Here is a 16,824-nt window from a genome sequence, read left to right as displayed (position 1 = left end):
GCGGGCCGGCCGTCAGGTCCGGTCCGCGTTCAACTTCCCGGCCCACCGCTTGAACAGCGTGTGCGGCACGCCGAGGGCGTCGAGCACCTTGCCCGCCACGAAGTCCACCAGCTGGGCCGCGGAGGCGTCCGCTCCCGCGCCGTAGAAGCCGGGACTCGCCGGCAGCACCACCGCGCCGGCGTCGTGCAGCGCGATCAGGTGCTCCAGGTGGCTCCGGGTCACCGGCGTTTCGCGGGGCACCACGACCACCCGCCGACGCTCCTTGAGGTTCACCTCGGCCGCCCGCTGCAACAGGTCCTTGGACAGGCCGATGGCGATTCCGGCGCAGGCGGCCGTGCTGGCCGGCACCACCGCCATCCCGCGCACCGGGTAGGAGCCGCTGCTCGGTCCGGCGGCCAGATCACCGGCGGGCCAGTGGCGCAGGTCCGCCGCACCGATGTCCCGCCCGAGCCAGGCGGCCAGGTCCTCGGTCCAGTGGGCGTCCCGGAACGGCCGTCCCGTCTCGTCGAGGACGGTCAGCCGGGCGGCCCGGGAGACGATCAGGTCCACCGGCTGTCCGGCGTCGAGCAGCCCGCGTACGACCGCGGCCGCGTACGGCGTGCCGGAAGCCCCGGAGACCCCGACCACCCATGGTTCACGCATGCCCTCAGCCTGCCTGGTCACCGTCCGTCCCGGTCAGGCACCCCGGAAAGCATGTGCAACCTGCCCCTGATCGCCAGCGGGTGGACCGTTACGCCACCGATGCCCGGTGGGTCTGCGGGGGTCGCCGGGAGCTGGCATGCTGCCCCGGTACACATGCGCGGTGGTGCCGGAGAGGAAGGGTGTGGGATGAGCGACGAGATCATCTCGTCGTCGGCCGCTCCCGCCCACCAGGTCCTGACCTGCCTGCGTGCCGCCTGCCCCATCCCGCCGCAGCTCTCCCCGTACGCCGACGATGTGCAGGAATGGCTGGTGTCCTCGCTGCCGTTGGCGGCCTCGACCCGCGAACGGCTGGGTCGGGCCGGCTTCGCCCGCTACGCCGGTCGGCTCTACCCGGACGCCACCGAGGTCGACCTGCGCGTCCTGACCACGCTGTTCACCTGGTTCTTCCTGGTCGACGACGCCTGCGACGGGCCCGACCGGACCGGCCTGGACGAGATCCGAGCCCTGCGCGACGGCGCGGTCGCGCTGCTGCGCGGCGGCCTCCGGGTACGGCACCCGGGTCTGGCCGGGCCGCTGCGCCGACTGCTGGTCGACGCCTGGCGGGAGCCGCACCGCCGGATGCCGGCCCGCTGGCGGCTCCGGTTCGCCGACGCGGTCGCCCACCATCTCGACGGCACCTGGCAGGAGGCGGTCAACAAGGCGACCGGGCACGTGCCCGGCGTCGAGGAGTACGTCGAGCTGCGTCGGGCGACCTCGGCGGCGTACGTGTCGTATCCGCTGGTGGAGTTCGTCAGCGGCCGGACCCTGCCCGAGCCGGTCTACCACCACCCGCGGTTGGCGCGCCTCCGCGACGTCGGAAACGACCTGCTCTCCTGGTACAACGACCTCGCCTCGCTCGACCGGGACGCGGCAACCGCCGGCGGGCACAACCTGGTGCTGGCACTGGCTGCGGCGCACCGCGTGCCGGTGCCCGCCGCCGTCGAGCTGACCGCCGCGCGCTGGCACGAGTCGATGCGCCGGTTCGTCGACCTGCGCGCCGCGGTGCCGTCGTTCGGCCCGGCGCTGGATCCGGCCGTCACCGCCCACCTCGACGGAGTGGCCCGGGCCGTTCGCGGCACCATCGACTGGACGTTGGAAAGCGCCCGCTACGCCGTATCGACCAGCGGCTGACCGGTCCGCAGACCGACGCGGACGACCCAGGCCCTCAGGGCCGGCGCGGACGACCCAGGCCCACCGGCCGGACGGACGATTCAGGCTCGCAGGCCGAGGCGGACGACGAGGTCGAGCAGGGCGAAGGCGAACAGCGCGATGCCGACGAAACCGTTGGCGGTGAAGAACGCCCGGTTGACCCGGCTCAGGTCGGTCGGCGTGACCACCAGGTGCTGGTAGCCGAACGCGACAGCGGTGAACGCCAGCCCGATCCACCAGAGCCAGCCGAAGCCGACCAGCACACCGAACCAGCCGAACAGCGCGAAGGTGACCACGTGGGCGACCGTCGAGGCGTGCAGCGCGAAGCGCAGCCCGTAGCGGGCCGGCACGCTGTGTACGCCGATCTTCCGGTCCACCTCGGCGTCCTGGCAGGCGTAGATCAGGTCGAAGCCGCCGATCCACAGCCCGACGGCGGCACCGAGCAACCAGGCCGGTCCGGAGCCGGCGAACGTGCCGGTCACCGCGAGCCAGGCGCCGACCGGGCCGACCATCTGGGCGACGGCCAGGATGGCGTGCGGCCAGTTGGTGAACCGCTTGCCGTACGGGTAGACCACCAGCGGCACCACGGCCAGCGGCGCGAGCGCCAGGCAGAGCGGGTTGAGCAGGGCGGCGGCGGCCAGGAAGACCACCAGTGCGACGGCCGCTCCGGTCCAGGCCGTCCGCAGGCTCACCGCCCCGGTCACCAGTTCCCGGTTGGCCGTACGCGGGTTCCGCGCGTCGATCCGGCGATCCAGGATCCGGTTCGCCGCCATCGCGAACGTCCGCGCCCCGACCATCGCCACCGTGATCAGCAGCAGGTCCCCCCACCGCACCCGCCCCCCGTTCACCGACATCGCGGTCAACGCCGACAGATACGCGAACGGCAGCGCGAACACCGAGTGCTCGATCGCCACGAGCCTGAGGAACGCCTTCACCCGCCCTCGCGATCTTGCACTTTCCGTCGGGGCAGAGCTGGACGAAGCCGACGAATCGGCGACCGAAAGTGCAAGATCGCGGGCGGAGTCGTCGGTCGCCATCAGATGCCGTACTCCTTCCAGCGCTTGTCGACCAGCGAGACCACCTCGGGGGTCATGGTCATCTCCTCGGGCCAGCCCCGGTGGTAGCCCTCCTCGGGGAGCTTGCGGGTGGCGTCGATGCCGGCCTTCCCACCCCAGAACTGCTGGTACGACGAGTGGTCCAGGTGGTCGACCGGGCCCTCGGTGAGCAGCAGGTCGCGGGCGTAGTCGACGTTGCCGAAGGCGCGGAAGGCCACCTCGTTGTAGTCGTGCACGTCGCAGTCCTCGTCCACGATCACGATCAGCTTGGTCAGCGACATCATGTGCGCGCCCCAGATCGCGTTCATCACCTTCTGGGCGTGCTTGGGGTACCGCTTGCGGATCGACACGATCGCGCAGTTGTGGAAGACACCCGCCGCCGGCAGGTCGTAGTCGACGATGTCCGGAATCAGGAAGCGCAGCAGCGGCGCGAAGATCCGCTCGGTGGCCTTGCCGAGACCGTGGTCCTCCTGCGGCGGCTTCGAGGTGACGATCGAGTGGTAGACCGGGTCGCGCTGCATGGTCATCGCCTCGACGTGCAGCACCGGGAACGGCTCGACCGGGGTGTAGAAGCCGGTGTGGTCGCCGAACGGGCCCTCCGGCAGCCGCTCGCCGGGCTCCAGGTAACCCTCCAGCACGACCTGGGCATGCGCCGGCACCTGCAACGGGACGGTCAGGCAGTCGACCATCTCCACCCGCTCACCGCGCAGGAAGCCGGCGAACAGGTACTCGTCGATGTCGGCCGGCAGCGGCGCGCTCGACGCGTAGCTGACCACCGGGTCGCAGCCGATCGCGATGGCCACCGGCAGCCGCTGGCCGAGCCGCTCGGCGACGGCGTGGTGCGCGGTGGAATTCTTGTGGATCTGCCAGTGCATGCCGAGCGTGTTGTGGCTGTGCTGCTGGAGCCGGTACAGGCCCAGGTTCCGCTTGCCGGTCTCCGGGTGCTTGGTGTGGGTCAGCCCGAAGTTGTGGAAGATCCCGCCATCTCCCGGCCACACCTGGAGGCCGGGCAGCCGGTTCAGGTCGACATCGTCACCCCGGTAGACCACCTGCTGGCAGGGCGCGGTCCTGACCTTCTTGGGTGGCATCGACTTGAGCTGCATCACCTTGCCGAGGCCGCCCATCATGCCGGAGAAGCCCACCGGCAGCTCCGGCTTGAGCATCTCGCCGATCCGGTTGCCGATCTCGTCCAGGGACTCGACGCCGAGCGCCATCGCGGTGCGCTTCTCGGTGCCGAAGAGGTTGATGGCCACCGGCATCTCGCCCCGGGTGGGCTGCTCGAAGAGCAGCGCCGGCCCGCCCGCCCGCACGTTCCGGGTGACGATCTCGCTGATCTCCAGCGTCGGGTCGACCGGGACGCTGACGCGCCGCAGTTCGCCCTCCCGCTCCAGCGCCGCGAGAAAATCCTTCAGATCGGTGTACGGGAAGCCACGAGCCGCCATGCCAGCAAGTCTGTCCTACGTCCCCTGCTCCTGCCCACGCCGGGGTGTGATGTAAGGAAGGGCACCTTATTAACGCCTGCGGTAGAGAAAGGGCCCCTTCTTAACAGGCACCACGCGGACGGAGCACTGCGGGACACCTCGATCCGGCGAATTCTGGGATGCTTGAGCACTCGTCCCTCCCAAGGAGCCCAGATGGATCAGGGCCGGACAAACCTCTCCCGGTACGCGCGACCGGGCCGGCTCACCTCCGCCGGGGCGTACGCGGCACTCCTCGAAGCCGTGCCGCACGACCCCGCCGGGATCGCCCGCAGCATCCAGGGGTTGGTGATCCACGAGCACCTCACCGGCCATTACGGCGTCACGTTGTCCGACACCGAGCGGCAGAGCGTGCACGTGCGGCCCGCCGAGGAGTGGCTCGCCCGCATCTCGGCTCGGGACGGCCGGCCACTGAACATCCCCCGCGCGCCCGGGCAACGGCTGGCCGGCAACTGCCGGCACTTCACCGTCCTGCTGGTCACCGTGCTGCGGGCGCACGGTGTACCGGCCCGCGCCCGCTGTGGCTTCGGCGACTACTTCACGACCAACCGGTGCGAGGACCACTGGGTCGGTGAGTACTGGGACGTCGAGCAGCACCGGTGGATCATGGTCGACGCGCAGGTCGACGAACTCCAACGGGAGCTGTTCGGCGTCGACTTCGACCTGACGGACGTACCCCGGGACCGGTTCCTGGTCGCCGGCGAGGCGTGGGCCCGCTGCCGGGCCGGCGAGGCCGAGCCGGACACGTTCGGGCTGAGCATCACCGACGAGGGCGGCTGGTGGTGGATCGCCGGCAACCTGATGCGGGACGCCGCCGCTCTGCACGCCGTGGAGCTGCTGCCGTGGGACGTCTGGGGCGCGATGCCCGCCCCGGAGGAGACGATCGACGAGGAACGGATGGCCCTCTTCGACGAGTTGGCCCGGCTCACCCGGAACCCGGACGAGCACGCCGAGCAACTGCGGCAGCTCTGCGCGGACGAGCGACTGCGCGTCCCCGCCACCGTCCGCAACGACGTGCGTGGCCGCGAAGAACCGATCTGACCGTCGCCGTCGGCAGTCGGGTCGTCGAGCCCCCCGATGAGGCGGAGGGCAACGATGACTCGTCATCGGCGCACCCGCTGCTGCCCTCTCCCCGGGCTTGCCGGGCCGCTGCCGCCGGCCACTCAGCGTGCCCGAGTGATTGCCATGCCTCAATAGCATTGTGGAATGACCGACGATCTGGAGTTCGACGACGATGGGGAGCCGCGGACTATCCCGACGCCCATGACGGTGGCCGAGATCCTTCAGGGGCGACAGCCGAACGCCCCCCATCCGCCCGAGGGCTACCTCAGTTACGGGGAGGTCGCCAGCGCCTGGCCGGTCGTGTGGCTGGTCCGGCCGGTGGCTGCGGCCAACGGCGTGCGGATCAATCACGTCGTAACGGCGCTCACGACAGGGCAGATCACCAATGACTATTACCAAGCCGAGGACGTGCAGCGGGTCCAGGACGAAATCGCGGCCGGCACGGCGAAGCTCGAACCCGCCTGGCGACGCGACACCGAGGCGGGGCGGGCAGCGATCCGCGAGTTCAAGCGTCGGCGGGCACGCCGGCAGATCATCGTCGCCGCGGTCGTCGCCGTGCTGGGTGTGGCAGGGCTGATGCTCCTCGCCGTGCTCCTGTCGAATACCTGACGGCAACCGGCGCGCTCACCGCCCGGTTAGCCCTACCTTCGGGCCTGACGGCCCGTCGGGCCGCTCAGCCTTTCGTTGGGCACTGAAGGGCCTTCGGGCTGATCAGCGGCGGGCCGAGGCCACGAACCTGCGCCAGGCCGTCGGGCTGAGGGTCAACACCGCGCCGTCGCGATCCTTGCTGTCGCGGACCGCGACCAGGCCGGGCAGGTTGTCGGCCACCTCGACGCAGTTGCCGCCGTTGGTGCTGCTCCGGGTGCTGGTGCTCTACCTCGCCGGGATGCTGTACAACGCGGTCGAGGACCTGTACCGCCTCAACCCGCACGACGCGCCGAAGCCCGCCGCGCTGCACGAACGCTTCCTCGGCTGGGCCGCCCCACGAGCTCCCCGCCCACAATCCACCGCCTGACCGCCGAGGCGTTGACGGCCGACTGTCGTGTCCCGCGATTGGTCGTGCGCTCGCACCTCATGACGGTCGTCCCTGCCGACCAGCCTTGCTCCCCCGACGAGCCGGCGGTAACCCAGGACCCGCGGAACCCTGCGTGACCGTCGACGCCGCTGACTCGGAGTGATTCTTGGACAGTTTCCGTTAGCGACTAACGGAAACTGTCCAAGATCTCGACTTACTTGAGGAAAACCTCACCAGCGGTGGACCGGGGACGCTGGGCGACGACAGCATTGAGGCATGTCGGATGCGTACGTCGTCGGCCAACCGGACGGGCTGTCGCCGCTACAGGTCGAGTTGCGCGACGCCATCGCCCGTGAGTTGCACGCACAGCTCGGGCTGCGGTCTGAGCGCATCGAGCTGGCAGATGTACCGGAGGTCGCCTACCAGATCACCCTGCGAGTGAGCGAGACGCTGCGGCGACGCCGGCCGCTTCCGGCCCCACATCGGCGCTGAGATCGACACCCTTTTGGCGGTATGGCGGTGTCAGGCACGCGCGGTCACCGCCATACCGGCGGAACACCGTTCCTTGGGTAACCGGTCAGAGGCCGCCGTAGGAGTGCAGGCCCTCGAAGAAGATGTTCACGCCGAAGAGGTTCATCAGCACGGTCAGGAAGCCCAGGATGGCCAGCCAGGTGGCGACGTTCCGCCGCACGCTCGGCGTGGCGCGGGCGTGCAGGTAGCCGGCGTACACCACCCAGGAGATGAACGCCCAGGTCTCCTTCGGGTCCCAGCCCCACGGCCGGCCCCAGGCCGCTTCGGCCCAGATCGCCCCGGCGATCACCGCGAAGGTGAAGATCGGGAACGAGAACGCGTGCAGCACGAAGGTGAGCCGTTCCAACCCGGCCGCCGCCGGCAGGCGCTTCGCCAGGGTGTACGGGAAGCTGCGCTTGCCGTTCTCGTACCCGGCCCGCATCAGGTACGCCGCCGCCGGCACCACGCCGAGCAGGAACAGGCCCGACGCGAAGACGATGGTCGACACGTGCACGATGAACCAGTACGAGTTGAGCGCCGGCACCAGCGGCACGATCGGGGTGTACAGCACCAGCTCGGCGGTGGCCACCAGCAGCACCATCACCAGGGTCAGGAAGAGCCCGAGGCGGCGCAGGTACGGCCACTTCACCAGCACCGCCAGCCAGGCGGCGACCCCGATGAACGAGACCGTGAGCACGAACTCGTACATGTTGCCCCACGGCATCCGGTCGGCGGCGAGGCCGCGGGTGACCAGTGCCGCCAGGTGCAGCGCGGCGGCCACGGCGGTCAACCCGACGGCGATCCGGCCGCCCAGTTCCGCCCGCCGCGCGGTGCGCTCGGCCCGGCTCGACCCGGTGGGCCCAGCGCCGACCAGCGGGGCGGCGGCACGGTCGCCGTCGAGACCGTGACCAACTGCGGCGGGGCCGGCCGCAGTAGGGCCACCCGTTCCCGATTCAGCCGCCACGGCACCGCTCGTGGCTGCACCCACCGCCGCGCCGACCAGCTCGCGAGCCGGTGCCGCGACCGTCCTTGCCCGGGAGTTGCCAAGGGCGTACTCGACGGCGTGGCTGATCATCGCCATCAGGTACACCAGCGTGGCGATCGACACCAGCTGATCGGAGAGTGTGGACATCATTCGGCTCCTTCCCGCGCCCGGTCCGGCGCGCCCCGGTCGCCGGCGTCGCCGGTTCGTCCACCGGCACCGATGGCGGCGACCAGTTGGGCGAACTCGGCGGCGAACCCGGGATGCTCGGTACGCGGCAGGCCAGCCACCTCGACCAAACTACTACCGCCCGTCGGAGATCCACTGTCGGGGTCGCCCGGACCAGTGGGGAGCAGCCGCACGAACACCCGTCGACGTCGGACGAAGAGCGAACCCATCAGCCCGAGCACCAACCCGATGGAGCTGACCAGCAGCAGGGTCGACCCGGGGTCGTGGCGTACGGAAAGCGTGATGAACGGGCGGGTACCCAGGAACTCGACGGTCGTGCCGTCGTCCAGCGTCCAGCTCTCACCCGTCCGCAGTTCCTTGGCACCGATCTCGGTGAGCCGACCGTTGCGCACCTGACGCTGGTCCAGCTGGTAGACCGAGCCGGGGATACCGCCGTCCAGTCCCAGGTTGCCCCGGTAGGCCACCAGACCGAGCAGCGGGTTCTGCTCGGTCGGATGCTCCGACCGGATGAACGGCGGCTCCTGCGGGGCGGTCGGCAGGTACAGGCCGTCGAAGGCCATCTGTAGGTCTGGATTCCGCTCGCCGGTCTCCGGATCGACGTTGGCGTCCGGGAAGGCGGCCAACCCTTCACTGGTCAGCCCGACGTCGCCGTTGCTGAGGAAGGGCACGGCACTGGTCTGGCTCCGGCCGAACCGGTCGGTGTAGCGGATCACCGGGGCGTACCCGTGCCCGAGCAGGTAGACGTTCGCGCCGTCGAGACGCAGCGGCGAGTTGACCGAGAACTCCGCCGGCCGGGGCGCACCGCCGTTCTCGTCGACGGTCACCTTCGCGTTGTAGTACGCGGGCTGACCGGTCTCCAGGAAACGGGCGTCGAACTCGTCGAGCTGCATGCAGAAGCGGGGCAGGTCGTCGACGCGCGGCCCGAGCTTTGCCTCTGCGTACTGCTGGCGGGTGTTGCAGAAGATCTGGTCCTCCCCGGCGACCAGCAGCCGGTTGCCGTGCCAGCCGTACCAGGAGCCGAGCGCGACGCCGACCAGCACCACCACCATCGAGGTGTGGAAGATCAGGTTGCCGGTCTCCTTGAGGTAGCCCTTCTCGGCGGAGACCTCGTCGCCTCGTACCACCACCCGCCACCGCCGTCGCCGCAGCGTCTCGGCGACCGTCGCCGCGCCGCCGTCGGGTGCGGGCAGCACCGCGTGCTGTGGCAGCCGGTCCAGTCGCTTCGGCACGGCCGGCGGGCGGGCCCGCAACGCCCGAACGTGGTCGCGCAGCCGGGGCGTGATGCAGCCGATCAGCGAGGTGAACAGCAGCAGGTAGATCGCGGAGAACCAGACCGAGCTGAACGCCTCGAACGCGCCGATCCGGTCCAGCAGCGGGGCCAGGTCGGGATGGGCGGTGTAGAAGTCGCGTACGTCCTCCGGGTTGACGCCGCGTTGCGGCAGCACCGACCCGGGGATCGCGGCGACCGCGAGCAGGAAGAGCAGCACCAGCGCGGTACGCATGCTGGTCAGTTGCCGCCACGAGTTGCGCAGCAGGGCGAGCAGCGGGTTGGGGCGGCGCCGGGGCGCCTCGGCCGGCGTGGCCGGCCGCTCGTCCACGGCGGTCATCAGATGCTCACCTCGAAACTGCCGACCCCGACGGTGGTCTGCAACCAGATCACCACATTGGTCCATCCGCCGGTGACCAGCGCCAACCCGATCAGGATCAGCAGCACCCCGCCGATCCGGGTGACCCAGCGGCTGTGCCGACGCACCGCACGGAAGACCCCGAGCAGGCGGTTGAAGCCGAGCCCGAAGATGACGAACGGAACGCCCAGCCCGAGGCAGTACGCCACGGCCAGCACCACCGCCCGGTCGGTCTGGCCGCTGGTGGTGGCCATGCCGAGCACCGCGGCCAGCGTGGGCCCGGTGCAGGGGACCCAGCTCAGGGCGAACACCGCACCGAGCACGGGCGCCCCGAGCAGGCCGGCGGCGGGCAGCCGGTTGATCCGGAACTCGCGTTGGAACCCGGGCAGCACGCCGAGGTAGCCCAGGCCGAGCACGACGATGAGCGCACCGACGACGATCTCCAGCGTCCGCTCGTGGTCGAAGAAGACCCGGCCGACGCCGCTGAACAGGACCGCGGTGGCGGTGAACACGACGGTGAAGCCGGCGATGAAGAGCAGCGTCCCGGCGAGCACCCGCCCCTTCACCGCCGGACGGGCCCGGACGTCCTCCCGTACGGCTGTGCCGACGCTGCCCGTCTGCTCGCTGGTTCCGGTGTTAACAAGGGGCCCCTGCTCTACCGGAGGCGTTAATAGGGGGCCCTTCCTTTCATCTCGGCCTTCGAGGTCGGCGCCGGCGAGGCCGGTGACGTATGACAGGTAGCCGGGCATCAGCGGCAGCACACACGGGGACAGGAAGCTGACCAGACCGGCCAGGGCCGCCGCGCCCAGGGCGAGCAGCAGCGGGCCGGACTCGGCGAGTTGGCCGAAGGTTCCGCCCATCAGCGCTGACCGGCCGGCGCGGGCGCCTCGGCGGCGATCCGCTCGACGATGGGTTGCAGCCCCTCCTGCCGGACCGCCGCCCGGATCACGGTGGCGATCCGTCCTTCCCGGTCGAGCACGACAGTGGCCGGGATGGTGTTCGGCGGGATGTCCATGGCGAGGGCGAGCCGGCTGCCCGGGTCGAAGATGCTCGGGTAGCTGACCCGGCCCTCCTCGAAGGCGATCGCCTTGTCCCGGCTGTCCTGCACGTTGATGCCGAGAAAGGTCACCCCGGAGTCCTTCGTCGCCTGGTAGGTGTTCTCCAGGTCGTCGGCCTCGGCGCGGCACGGCGCGCACCACGAACCCCAGAAGTTGACCACGACGACCTGTCCCCGCTGGCCAGCCACGTCGTACGACCCGCCCTGGAGCAGTTCACCGACGATCGTGGGGGCGGTGGAGCGCTGGTCCGGGGAGCACTCGACGATGCCACCGGCGCTGTCGCAGGCGGACTCCCGACCGTCGGCGGTGCAGCCGGTCAGGACCACCGCGGCGGTCACGGTGGCGAGCAGGCCGGCGGCCAGCCTCCGGGAGCCCACCTCAGGCCCCCTTGGCCGTCCGCGCGGTCGGCGACATCGCCACCAGGTGCGCCGCCGGTTCGGAGTAGCCAATGCCGACGATCTTGGCGCCGTCGAAGTGGAACGTGGTGAGCGAGGCCAGTGCGCACTGCCGGCGACGCGGGTCGTGCCACAGCCGCTTGCGCTCCACGTAACGTCGCAGCGTCCAGATCGGCAGCTGGTGCGAGACCAGAACGGCTTCCCGCCCCTCGGCGGCGATCCGGGCGGCGTGCAGCGCGGCGAACATCCGCTCGGCGATCGCCCGATACGCCTCACCCCAGGACGGGGTGACCGGGTCACGCAACACCCACCAGTTACGCGGGTCGCGGAAGGAGCCGTCACCGGGCGAGACCTTCTTGCCCTCGAACCAGTTGGCGCTCTCGATCAGGCGCTCGTCCACCCCGACGGGGAGGCGGAACTGAGCGGCGATCGGTTCGGCGGTCTGCTGGGCGCGTTCCAGCGGGCTGGCCGCGACGTGGACGACCTCGCGTTCGGCGAGTCCTTGCGCGGCGGCCTTGGCCATCTGGACACCCAGTTCGCTGAGGCGAAAACCGGGCAGCCGGCCGTAGAGGATGCCGTCCGGGTTGTACACCTCGCCGTGCCGGAGCACGTGGACCACCGTCTTGCTCACCGTGGCTTACCCCCCTGTACCTGCCGCTGCCGCCGCGTTGGCCGCCGCCGGCAGCGCGCCGGCGATCTGTTCCAGGGCGGCGTCGTCGATCGCCGCCGAGACGAACCAGGACTCGAACGCGCTCGGCGGCAGGTAGACCCCGGCGGCCAGCATCGCGTGGAAGAACGCCTTGAACGCCGGCACCTGTTGGGTACGGGCGCTGTCGTAGTCGATCACATCGGCGTCGGTAAAGAAGATCGAGAACATGTTGCCCGCGTACGACAGCCGGTGCGGAACCCCGGCGGCGGCCAGCGCGTCGGTGGCGAGCCTGCCCACCGTGGCGGCGGTCTCGTCGAGCCGGCGGTAGAGCGCGTCGTCGGCTAGTCGCAGAGTGGTCAGCCCGGCCGCGCAGGCGAGCGGGTTTCCGGAGAGCGTGCCCGCCTGGTAGACGGGGCCGGCGGGAGCCAGTCGGGACATGATCTCCGCGCGCCCGCCGAACGCCGCGGCGGGCAGGCCACCGCCCATGACCTTGCCGTACGTCCACAGGTCCGCGTCGACCGGGTCAAGACCGTGCCAGCCGGCGCGGGAGACCCGGAAACCGGTCATCACCTCGTCGATGATGAGCAGCGCGCCGTGCGCGTGCGCGATCCGGGCCAACTGGGCGTTGAATCCGTCGCGCGGGGCGACCACGCCCATGTTGCCCGGGGCGGCCTCGGTGATCACGGCGGCGATGTGCGGGCCCTCGGCCGCGAAGACCTCCTCGACGGCGGTGACGTCGTTGTAGGGCAGCACGATGGTCTCGCCGGCCGCCGCGCCGGTGACCCCCGGTGAGTCGGGCAGGCCGAGGGTGGCCACGCCGGAGCCGGCGGCGGCCAGCAGCGCGTCGACGTGCCCGTGGTAGCAGCCGGCGAACTTGATGATCTTCGCGCGGCCGGTGTACCCACGAGCCAGGCGGATCGCCGACATGGTCGCCTCGGTGCCCGAGTTGACCAGGCGAACCTGCTCGACCGGGGTACGCGCGACGATCTCGTCGGCCAGGTCGACCTCGCCGGGGGTGGGCGTACCGAAGCTGGTGCCGTACGCGGCGGCGGCCTGCACGGCCGCGACCACTTCGGGGTGGGCGTGGCCGAGGATCAGCGGCCCCCAGGAGCAGACCAGGTCGACGTAGCGGCGACCGTCCGCGTCGTGGAGCCAGGGGCCCTCGCCCCGGACCATGAAACGTGGGGTGCCGCCGACCGCCCGGAAGGCGCGCACAGGAGAATTCACCCCGCCCGGCACGATGGCGCAGGCGCGGTCGAACAGGGCCGCTGAGGCCGGCGCGTCGACCGGGTAGCGGTCGGATCCGGCGGTAAACACCTCGGTCACGATGTCGCCATTGTGTCAGCGTCCGACGGCGGATCGGCAGGCACCCCGGATCGGGGTTACCGGGCTCACCCCCGGCACGCTGCGCGGGAACGGCACGCCTCGACAGGCCGGGCAACCGAGATCGCGATAGGCTGACCCGGTGGATCGTGCCGAACTGTCCATCACCGTACACCGGACGGGCGACGAAGCAGTGCTGCGCCTTGCCGGTGAGATCGACATGCTCACGGCCGCCCAGCTGTCGACCGTCGTCAACGAGGTGCTCACCGAACCACCGCCCCGGATCGTCCTCGATCTCGGTGGGGTGACGTTCTGCGACTCGCAGGGGTTGGGGACCCTGGTCGTCCTCAGCCGTAAGGCCAGCCACGCGCAGAGCCTGCTCGTCCTGACCAACGTCGGCGAGTTCCTGCTTCGCGTCCTGGACATCACCGGCCTACGTAGCGCCCTGATGATCCGCAACGACGCCCCCACCACCTGACCCCACCCCGCCCCACCAGGCGGGTTGATCATGAGGTTAGCGGCGAAGTTGATCTCCAAATCTGCCGCCAACCTCATGATCAACGGGGCGGTTCACGGGCAGGATCAGGGGGTGGTGCCCCAGCGGGCCTGTTCCAGGAGGGCCACCGCGCGGGCCTGGGACTCCGGGTCGTCGACGTTGCGCAGCAGGGTGGTGGCCTCGTCGACGGCGTCGGTCAGCAGCCGCCACTGGGCGTCACGCTCGCGCACCATCTCCGACTGTGCCGCCAACTGGCGGGTCTTGGTCCACAGTTCCACGAAGACGGACACCTTGGCCCGCAGCACCCAGGGGTCGAAGGGCTTGGTGAGGTAGTCGACCGCACCGACCTGGTAGCCGCGGAGCGCCAACTGGGCGTCCCGGTCGGCAGCGGTCAGAAAGATGATCGGGATGTGTCGGGTACGCTCCCGCCGCTTGATGTGGCTGGCCGTCTCGAAGCCGTCCATCTCCGGCATCTGGGCGTCCAGCAGGATCACCGCGAAGTCGTCCACGAGCAACTGCTTGAGGGCCGCCTCACCGCTCTCCACGGCGACCGACTGCACCGGCAGCCCCTGGAGGATCGCCTCCAGGGCCATCAGGTTCTCTCGGCGATCATCGACCAGCAGCGCCTTCGCCACCTGCGTCACGAGCCCTCCTCGGTACGGCTGCCACTGATCCAGGTACCCATGAGCTCGATCAACTGGTCCAGGTCGACCGGCTTGGTGATGTAGTCACTGGCCCCGGCCGCGATCGCCGACTCCTGGTCCCCTGGCATCGCCTTGGCGGTCAGGAAGACGATCGGCAGATCCGCGAACCTGTGGTTGCGCCTGATCTGTCGGGTCGTCTCGTATCCATCCTGATCGGGCATCATCGCATCCATCAGGACGATATCGACCTCCGGGTGTTCGGCCAACAGGCGCACCCCGTCACTACCGTTGTCGGCGTAGAGCACGGTCATCCCGTGCAGTTCGAGCGCGCTGGTCAGCGCGAAGACGTTACGCACGTCGTCGTCGACGATCAGCACGGTGGCGCCGTCGAGCTGACGGGTCTTCGGCGCCTCCGGCGCCTCCGGCAGCAGCTCCATCGGCGGCATCAGCAGTGACGACGGCAGGCCCGCCCGCTGCGGTGACGGTGGGGCCGGTGCCACCACCGCGTCCGGTGCCAGTACGTCGGGCAGGTAGAGCGTGAACGTCGACCCCTGGCCGGGCGCCGAGGAGACGGTGATCGTGCCGCCGATCAGCCGGGCCAGGTCGCGGCTGATCGACAGGCCCAGCCCGGTGCCGCCGTAACGGCGGCTGGTGGTGCCGTCCGCCTGCTGGAACGCCTCGAAGATCAGCGACAGCTTGTCGTCGGAGATGCCGATACCGGTGTCGATCACCGTGAAGGCGATCACCTGCCGGGCGTTGGTCAACGCCGGTACGTCGAAGACCGCGTGCTCCGGCGCCCGGGAGATGCGCAACGTCACCGCACCGTTGTCGGTGAACTTGACCGCATTCGACAGCAGGTTGCGCAGGATCTGCTGGAGCCGCTGCGCGTCGGTCACCACGGCCGGCGGCAGGTCCTTGCCGATGCGTACCTGGAAGTCCAGGCCCTTCTCCTCGGCCTGCGGGGCGAACGCCTGCTCCACGTAGCTGCAGATCTCGGTGAACCGGACCTCGGTCGGCTCGACATCCATCCGCCCCGCCTCGATCTTGGACAGGTCCAGGATGTCGTCGATCAGGCGCAGCAGGTCGGAGCCGGAGCCATGGATCGTGCGGGCGAACTCGATCTGCTTCGGCGTGAGGTTCTGCTCCGAGTTCTCCACGAGCAGCCGGGCCAGCAGCAGCAGGGAGTTCAGCGGCGTACGCAGCTCGTGGCTCATGTTCGCCAGGAACTCCGACTTGTACGCGGACGCCCGGGTGAGCTGCTGCGCCTTGTCCTCCAGGCCGAGCCGGGCCAATTCGATCTCGCGGTTCTGGGTCTCGATGTTCGCCTTCTGCTCCGACAGCAGCTTGGCCTTCTCCTCCAGCTCGGCGTTGGTCCGCTGCAACTCCGCCGACTGCTCCTGCAACTCGTGCGCCAGCCGTTGTGACTGGGCGAGCAGCTCCTCCGTACGCCGGTTCGCCTGGATGGTGTTGACCGCGATGCCGATGGTGGAGACCAGCCGCTCCAGGAACGACAGGTGCAGCTCGGAGAAGGGCGTGACGGTGGCGAACTCGATCACGCCGAGCAACTCGCCTTCGAAGAGCACGGGCAGGACGACCAGGTCCGCCGGTGGCGTGTCGGCCAGTCCGGAGCGCAGCGTGATCCGACCGTCCGGTACGGCACCGACCCGGATGGTGCGCCGGGACAGCGCGGCCTGTCCGACCAGCCCTTCGCCCGGTCCGAAGGTCACGTCGTGCCCCCGGGAGACGTAACCGTACGAGGCGGTCAGCCTCAGCCGCATCACCCCCTCGGAGTTGTCCGCCAGGAAGAAGGCGCCCAGCTGCGCGTCGACCAGCGGAGTCACCTCCTGCATGATCATCCGGCAGACCTCACCAAGGTCGCGCTGGCCCTGCAGCAGACCGCCGATCCGGGCGAGGTTGGAGTCGAGCCACCCCTGCTCGGCGTTCTTGTGGGTCGTCTCCCGCAGGGTGACGATCATCTGGTTGATGTTGTCCTTCAGCTCGGCGACCTCGCCCTGCGCCTTCACCGCGATCCGCTGGGTCAGGTCGCCCCGGGTCACCGAGGTCGAGACCCGGGCGATCGCCCGCAGCTGGGTGGTCAGCGTCGAGGCGAGCTGGTTGACGTTCTCGGTGAGATCGCGCCAGGTGCCGGAGACGCCCTTCACCTGGGCCTGGCCACCGAGCTTGCCCTCGGTACCCACCTCACGGGCCACCCGGGTCACCTCGTCGGCGAACGACGACAACTGGTCCACCATCGTGTTGACGGTGTTCTTCAGCTCCAGGATCTCGCCCTGCGCGTCGACCGTGATCTTCTGCGACAGGTCACCGTTGGCCACCGCGGTGGTGACCGAGGCGATGTTGCGCACCTGGCTGGTCAGGTTCGACGCCATCGAGTTCACGTTGTCGGTCAGGTCCCGCCAGGTGCCGGCGACGCCGCGCACCTGGGCCTGACCGCCCAGCTTGCCCTCGGTACCCACCTCACGGGCCACCCGGGTCACCTCGTCGGCGAACGACGA

The 16,824-nt window shown here is 70.1% G+C and carries 16 protein-coding genes and 3 pseudogenes; 6 read left to right on the top strand and 13 right to left on the bottom strand.

Translation table 11 applies throughout. The features are described 5' to 3' along the window. Window positions 1-12: 12 nt before the first annotated feature. Window positions 13-642, bottom strand: a complete 630-nt coding sequence (locus tag SM447_RS05655; RefSeq protein ID WP_474571642.1) for a UbiX family flavin prenyltransferase — start codon at window positions 640-642, stop codon at window positions 13-15. 186 nt (window positions 643-828) lie between these two features. Here SM447_RS05655 and SM447_RS05650 point away from each other — a divergent pair, with 186 nt between their 5' ends. Then, window positions 829-1,812, top strand: a complete 984-nt coding sequence (locus SM447_RS05650) for a terpene synthase family protein (RefSeq protein WP_474571641.1) — start codon at window positions 829-831, stop codon at window positions 1,810-1,812. Window positions 1,813-1,892: 80 nt separating this feature from the next. On the opposite strand, the gene mqnP is transcribed toward SM447_RS05650, so the two are convergent. Together mqnP and SM447_RS05640 are read right to left on the bottom strand one after the other, a co-directional pair. Beyond that, a complete protein-coding gene (mqnP, locus tag SM447_RS05645) occupies window positions 1,893-2,867 on the bottom strand; it encodes a menaquinone biosynthesis prenyltransferase MqnP (protein WP_474571640.1) in 975 nt (324 codons plus the stop codon). Next, window positions 2,867-4,327, bottom strand: coding sequence for a menaquinone biosynthesis decarboxylase (locus tag SM447_RS05640; RefSeq protein WP_474571639.1), 1,461 nt, complete (start codon window positions 4,325-4,327; stop codon window positions 2,867-2,869). The genes mqnP and SM447_RS05640 overlap by 1 nt, the downstream gene beginning before the upstream one ends. Window positions 4,328-4,519: 192 nt before the next feature. On the opposite strand from SM447_RS05640, the gene SM447_RS05635 reads away from it, so the two are divergent. Together SM447_RS05635 and SM447_RS05630 are read left to right on the top strand one after the other, a co-directional pair. After that, window positions 4,520-5,404: a transglutaminase-like domain-containing protein gene (locus SM447_RS05635; protein WP_474571638.1), complete on the top strand. Its 885-nt coding sequence runs from the start codon at window positions 4,520-4,522 to the stop codon at window positions 5,402-5,404. Between the two features lie 165 nt (window positions 5,405-5,569). Continuing rightward, window positions 5,570-6,034, top strand: coding sequence for a hypothetical protein (locus SM447_RS05630; RefSeq protein ID WP_474571637.1), 465 nt, complete (start codon window positions 5,570-5,572; stop codon window positions 6,032-6,034). Window positions 6,035-6,136: 102 nt separating this feature from the next. Here SM447_RS05630 and SM447_RS05625 read toward each other — a convergent pair. Further along, window positions 6,137-6,292, bottom strand: a pseudogene (locus SM447_RS05625) (DUF397 domain-containing protein); the annotation flags it as partial. On the opposite strand from SM447_RS05625, the gene SM447_RS05620 reads away from it, so the two are divergent. Next, complete coding sequence (locus SM447_RS05620) at window positions 6,243-6,440, top strand: hypothetical protein (protein ID WP_474571636.1); 198 nt, start codon at window positions 6,243-6,245, stop codon at window positions 6,438-6,440. The pseudogene SM447_RS05625 and the gene SM447_RS05620 sit on opposite strands and share 50 nt — an antisense overlap. A gap of 276 nt (window positions 6,441-6,716) precedes the next feature. After that, window positions 6,717-6,932 carry a hypothetical protein gene (locus SM447_RS05615; RefSeq protein ID WP_474571635.1) on the top strand — a complete coding sequence of 72 codons (216 nt, stop codon included), beginning with the start codon at window positions 6,717-6,719 and terminating at the stop codon, window positions 6,930-6,932. Window positions 6,933-7,017: 85 nt separating this feature from the next. Here SM447_RS05615 and ccsB read toward each other — a convergent pair whose 3' ends face one another. The 7 genes and pseudogenes from ccsB to hemL form a co-directional block, all read right to left on the bottom strand. Further along, window positions 7,018-8,082: a c-type cytochrome biogenesis protein CcsB gene (ccsB, locus tag SM447_RS05610; protein WP_474571896.1), complete on the bottom strand. Its 1,065-nt coding sequence runs from the start codon at window positions 8,080-8,082 to the stop codon at window positions 7,018-7,020. Continuing rightward, window positions 8,082-9,728 carry a cytochrome c biogenesis protein ResB gene (locus SM447_RS05605; protein WP_474571634.1) on the bottom strand — a complete coding sequence of 549 codons (1,647 nt, stop codon included), beginning with the start codon at window positions 9,726-9,728 and terminating at the stop codon, window positions 8,082-8,084. Before SM447_RS05605 ends, ccsB begins: the two co-directional genes overlap by 1 nt. Further along, window positions 9,728-10,324, bottom strand: a pseudogene (locus SM447_RS05600) (cytochrome c biogenesis CcdA family protein); the annotation flags it as partial. The gene SM447_RS05605 and the pseudogene SM447_RS05600, both read right to left, overlap by 1 nt. Window positions 10,325-10,434: 110 nt before the next feature. After that, window positions 10,435-10,606: pseudogene (locus SM447_RS05595) on the bottom strand (cytochrome c biogenesis CcdA family protein); the annotation flags it as partial. Next, the gene (locus SM447_RS05590; protein WP_474571633.1) at window positions 10,606-11,181 is read right to left on the bottom strand and encodes a TlpA family protein disulfide reductase; all 576 of its coding nucleotides are present in this window, start codon (window positions 11,179-11,181) and stop codon (window positions 10,606-10,608) included. The gene SM447_RS05590 and the pseudogene SM447_RS05595, both read right to left, overlap by 1 nt. A 1-nt stretch (window position 11,182) precedes the next feature. Then, window positions 11,183-11,830, bottom strand: coding sequence for a histidine phosphatase family protein (locus SM447_RS05585; RefSeq protein ID WP_093403947.1), 648 nt, complete (start codon window positions 11,828-11,830; stop codon window positions 11,183-11,185). A 6-nt stretch (window positions 11,831-11,836) separates the two neighbouring features. Then, entirely contained in the window at window positions 11,837-13,174 is a 1,338-nt protein-coding gene (gene hemL / locus SM447_RS05580) for a glutamate-1-semialdehyde 2,1-aminomutase (protein ID WP_474571632.1), read from the bottom strand. A 139-nt stretch (window positions 13,175-13,313) separates the two neighbouring features. On the opposite strand from hemL, the gene SM447_RS05575 reads away from it, so the two are divergent. Beyond that, window positions 13,314-13,649, top strand: coding sequence for an STAS domain-containing protein (locus SM447_RS05575; RefSeq protein WP_474571631.1), 336 nt, complete (start codon window positions 13,314-13,316; stop codon window positions 13,647-13,649). A 104-nt stretch (window positions 13,650-13,753) separates the two neighbouring features. On the opposite strand, the gene SM447_RS05570 is transcribed toward SM447_RS05575, so the two are convergent. Beyond that, on the bottom strand, window positions 13,754-14,311 hold the full coding sequence (locus SM447_RS05570; protein WP_474571630.1) for a response regulator: 558 nt from the start codon (window positions 14,309-14,311) through the stop codon (window positions 13,754-13,756). Then, window positions 14,308-16,824, bottom strand: a 2,517-nt coding sequence (locus SM447_RS05565) for a hybrid sensor histidine kinase/response regulator (protein WP_474571629.1), incomplete at its 5' end; no start/stop codon positions are given. The genes SM447_RS05570 and SM447_RS05565, both read right to left, overlap by 4 nt.

It is taken from the genome of Micromonospora aridisoli (genome assembly GCF_056150025.1).
This window is presented reverse-complemented; position numbering and strand designations above follow the sequence as displayed.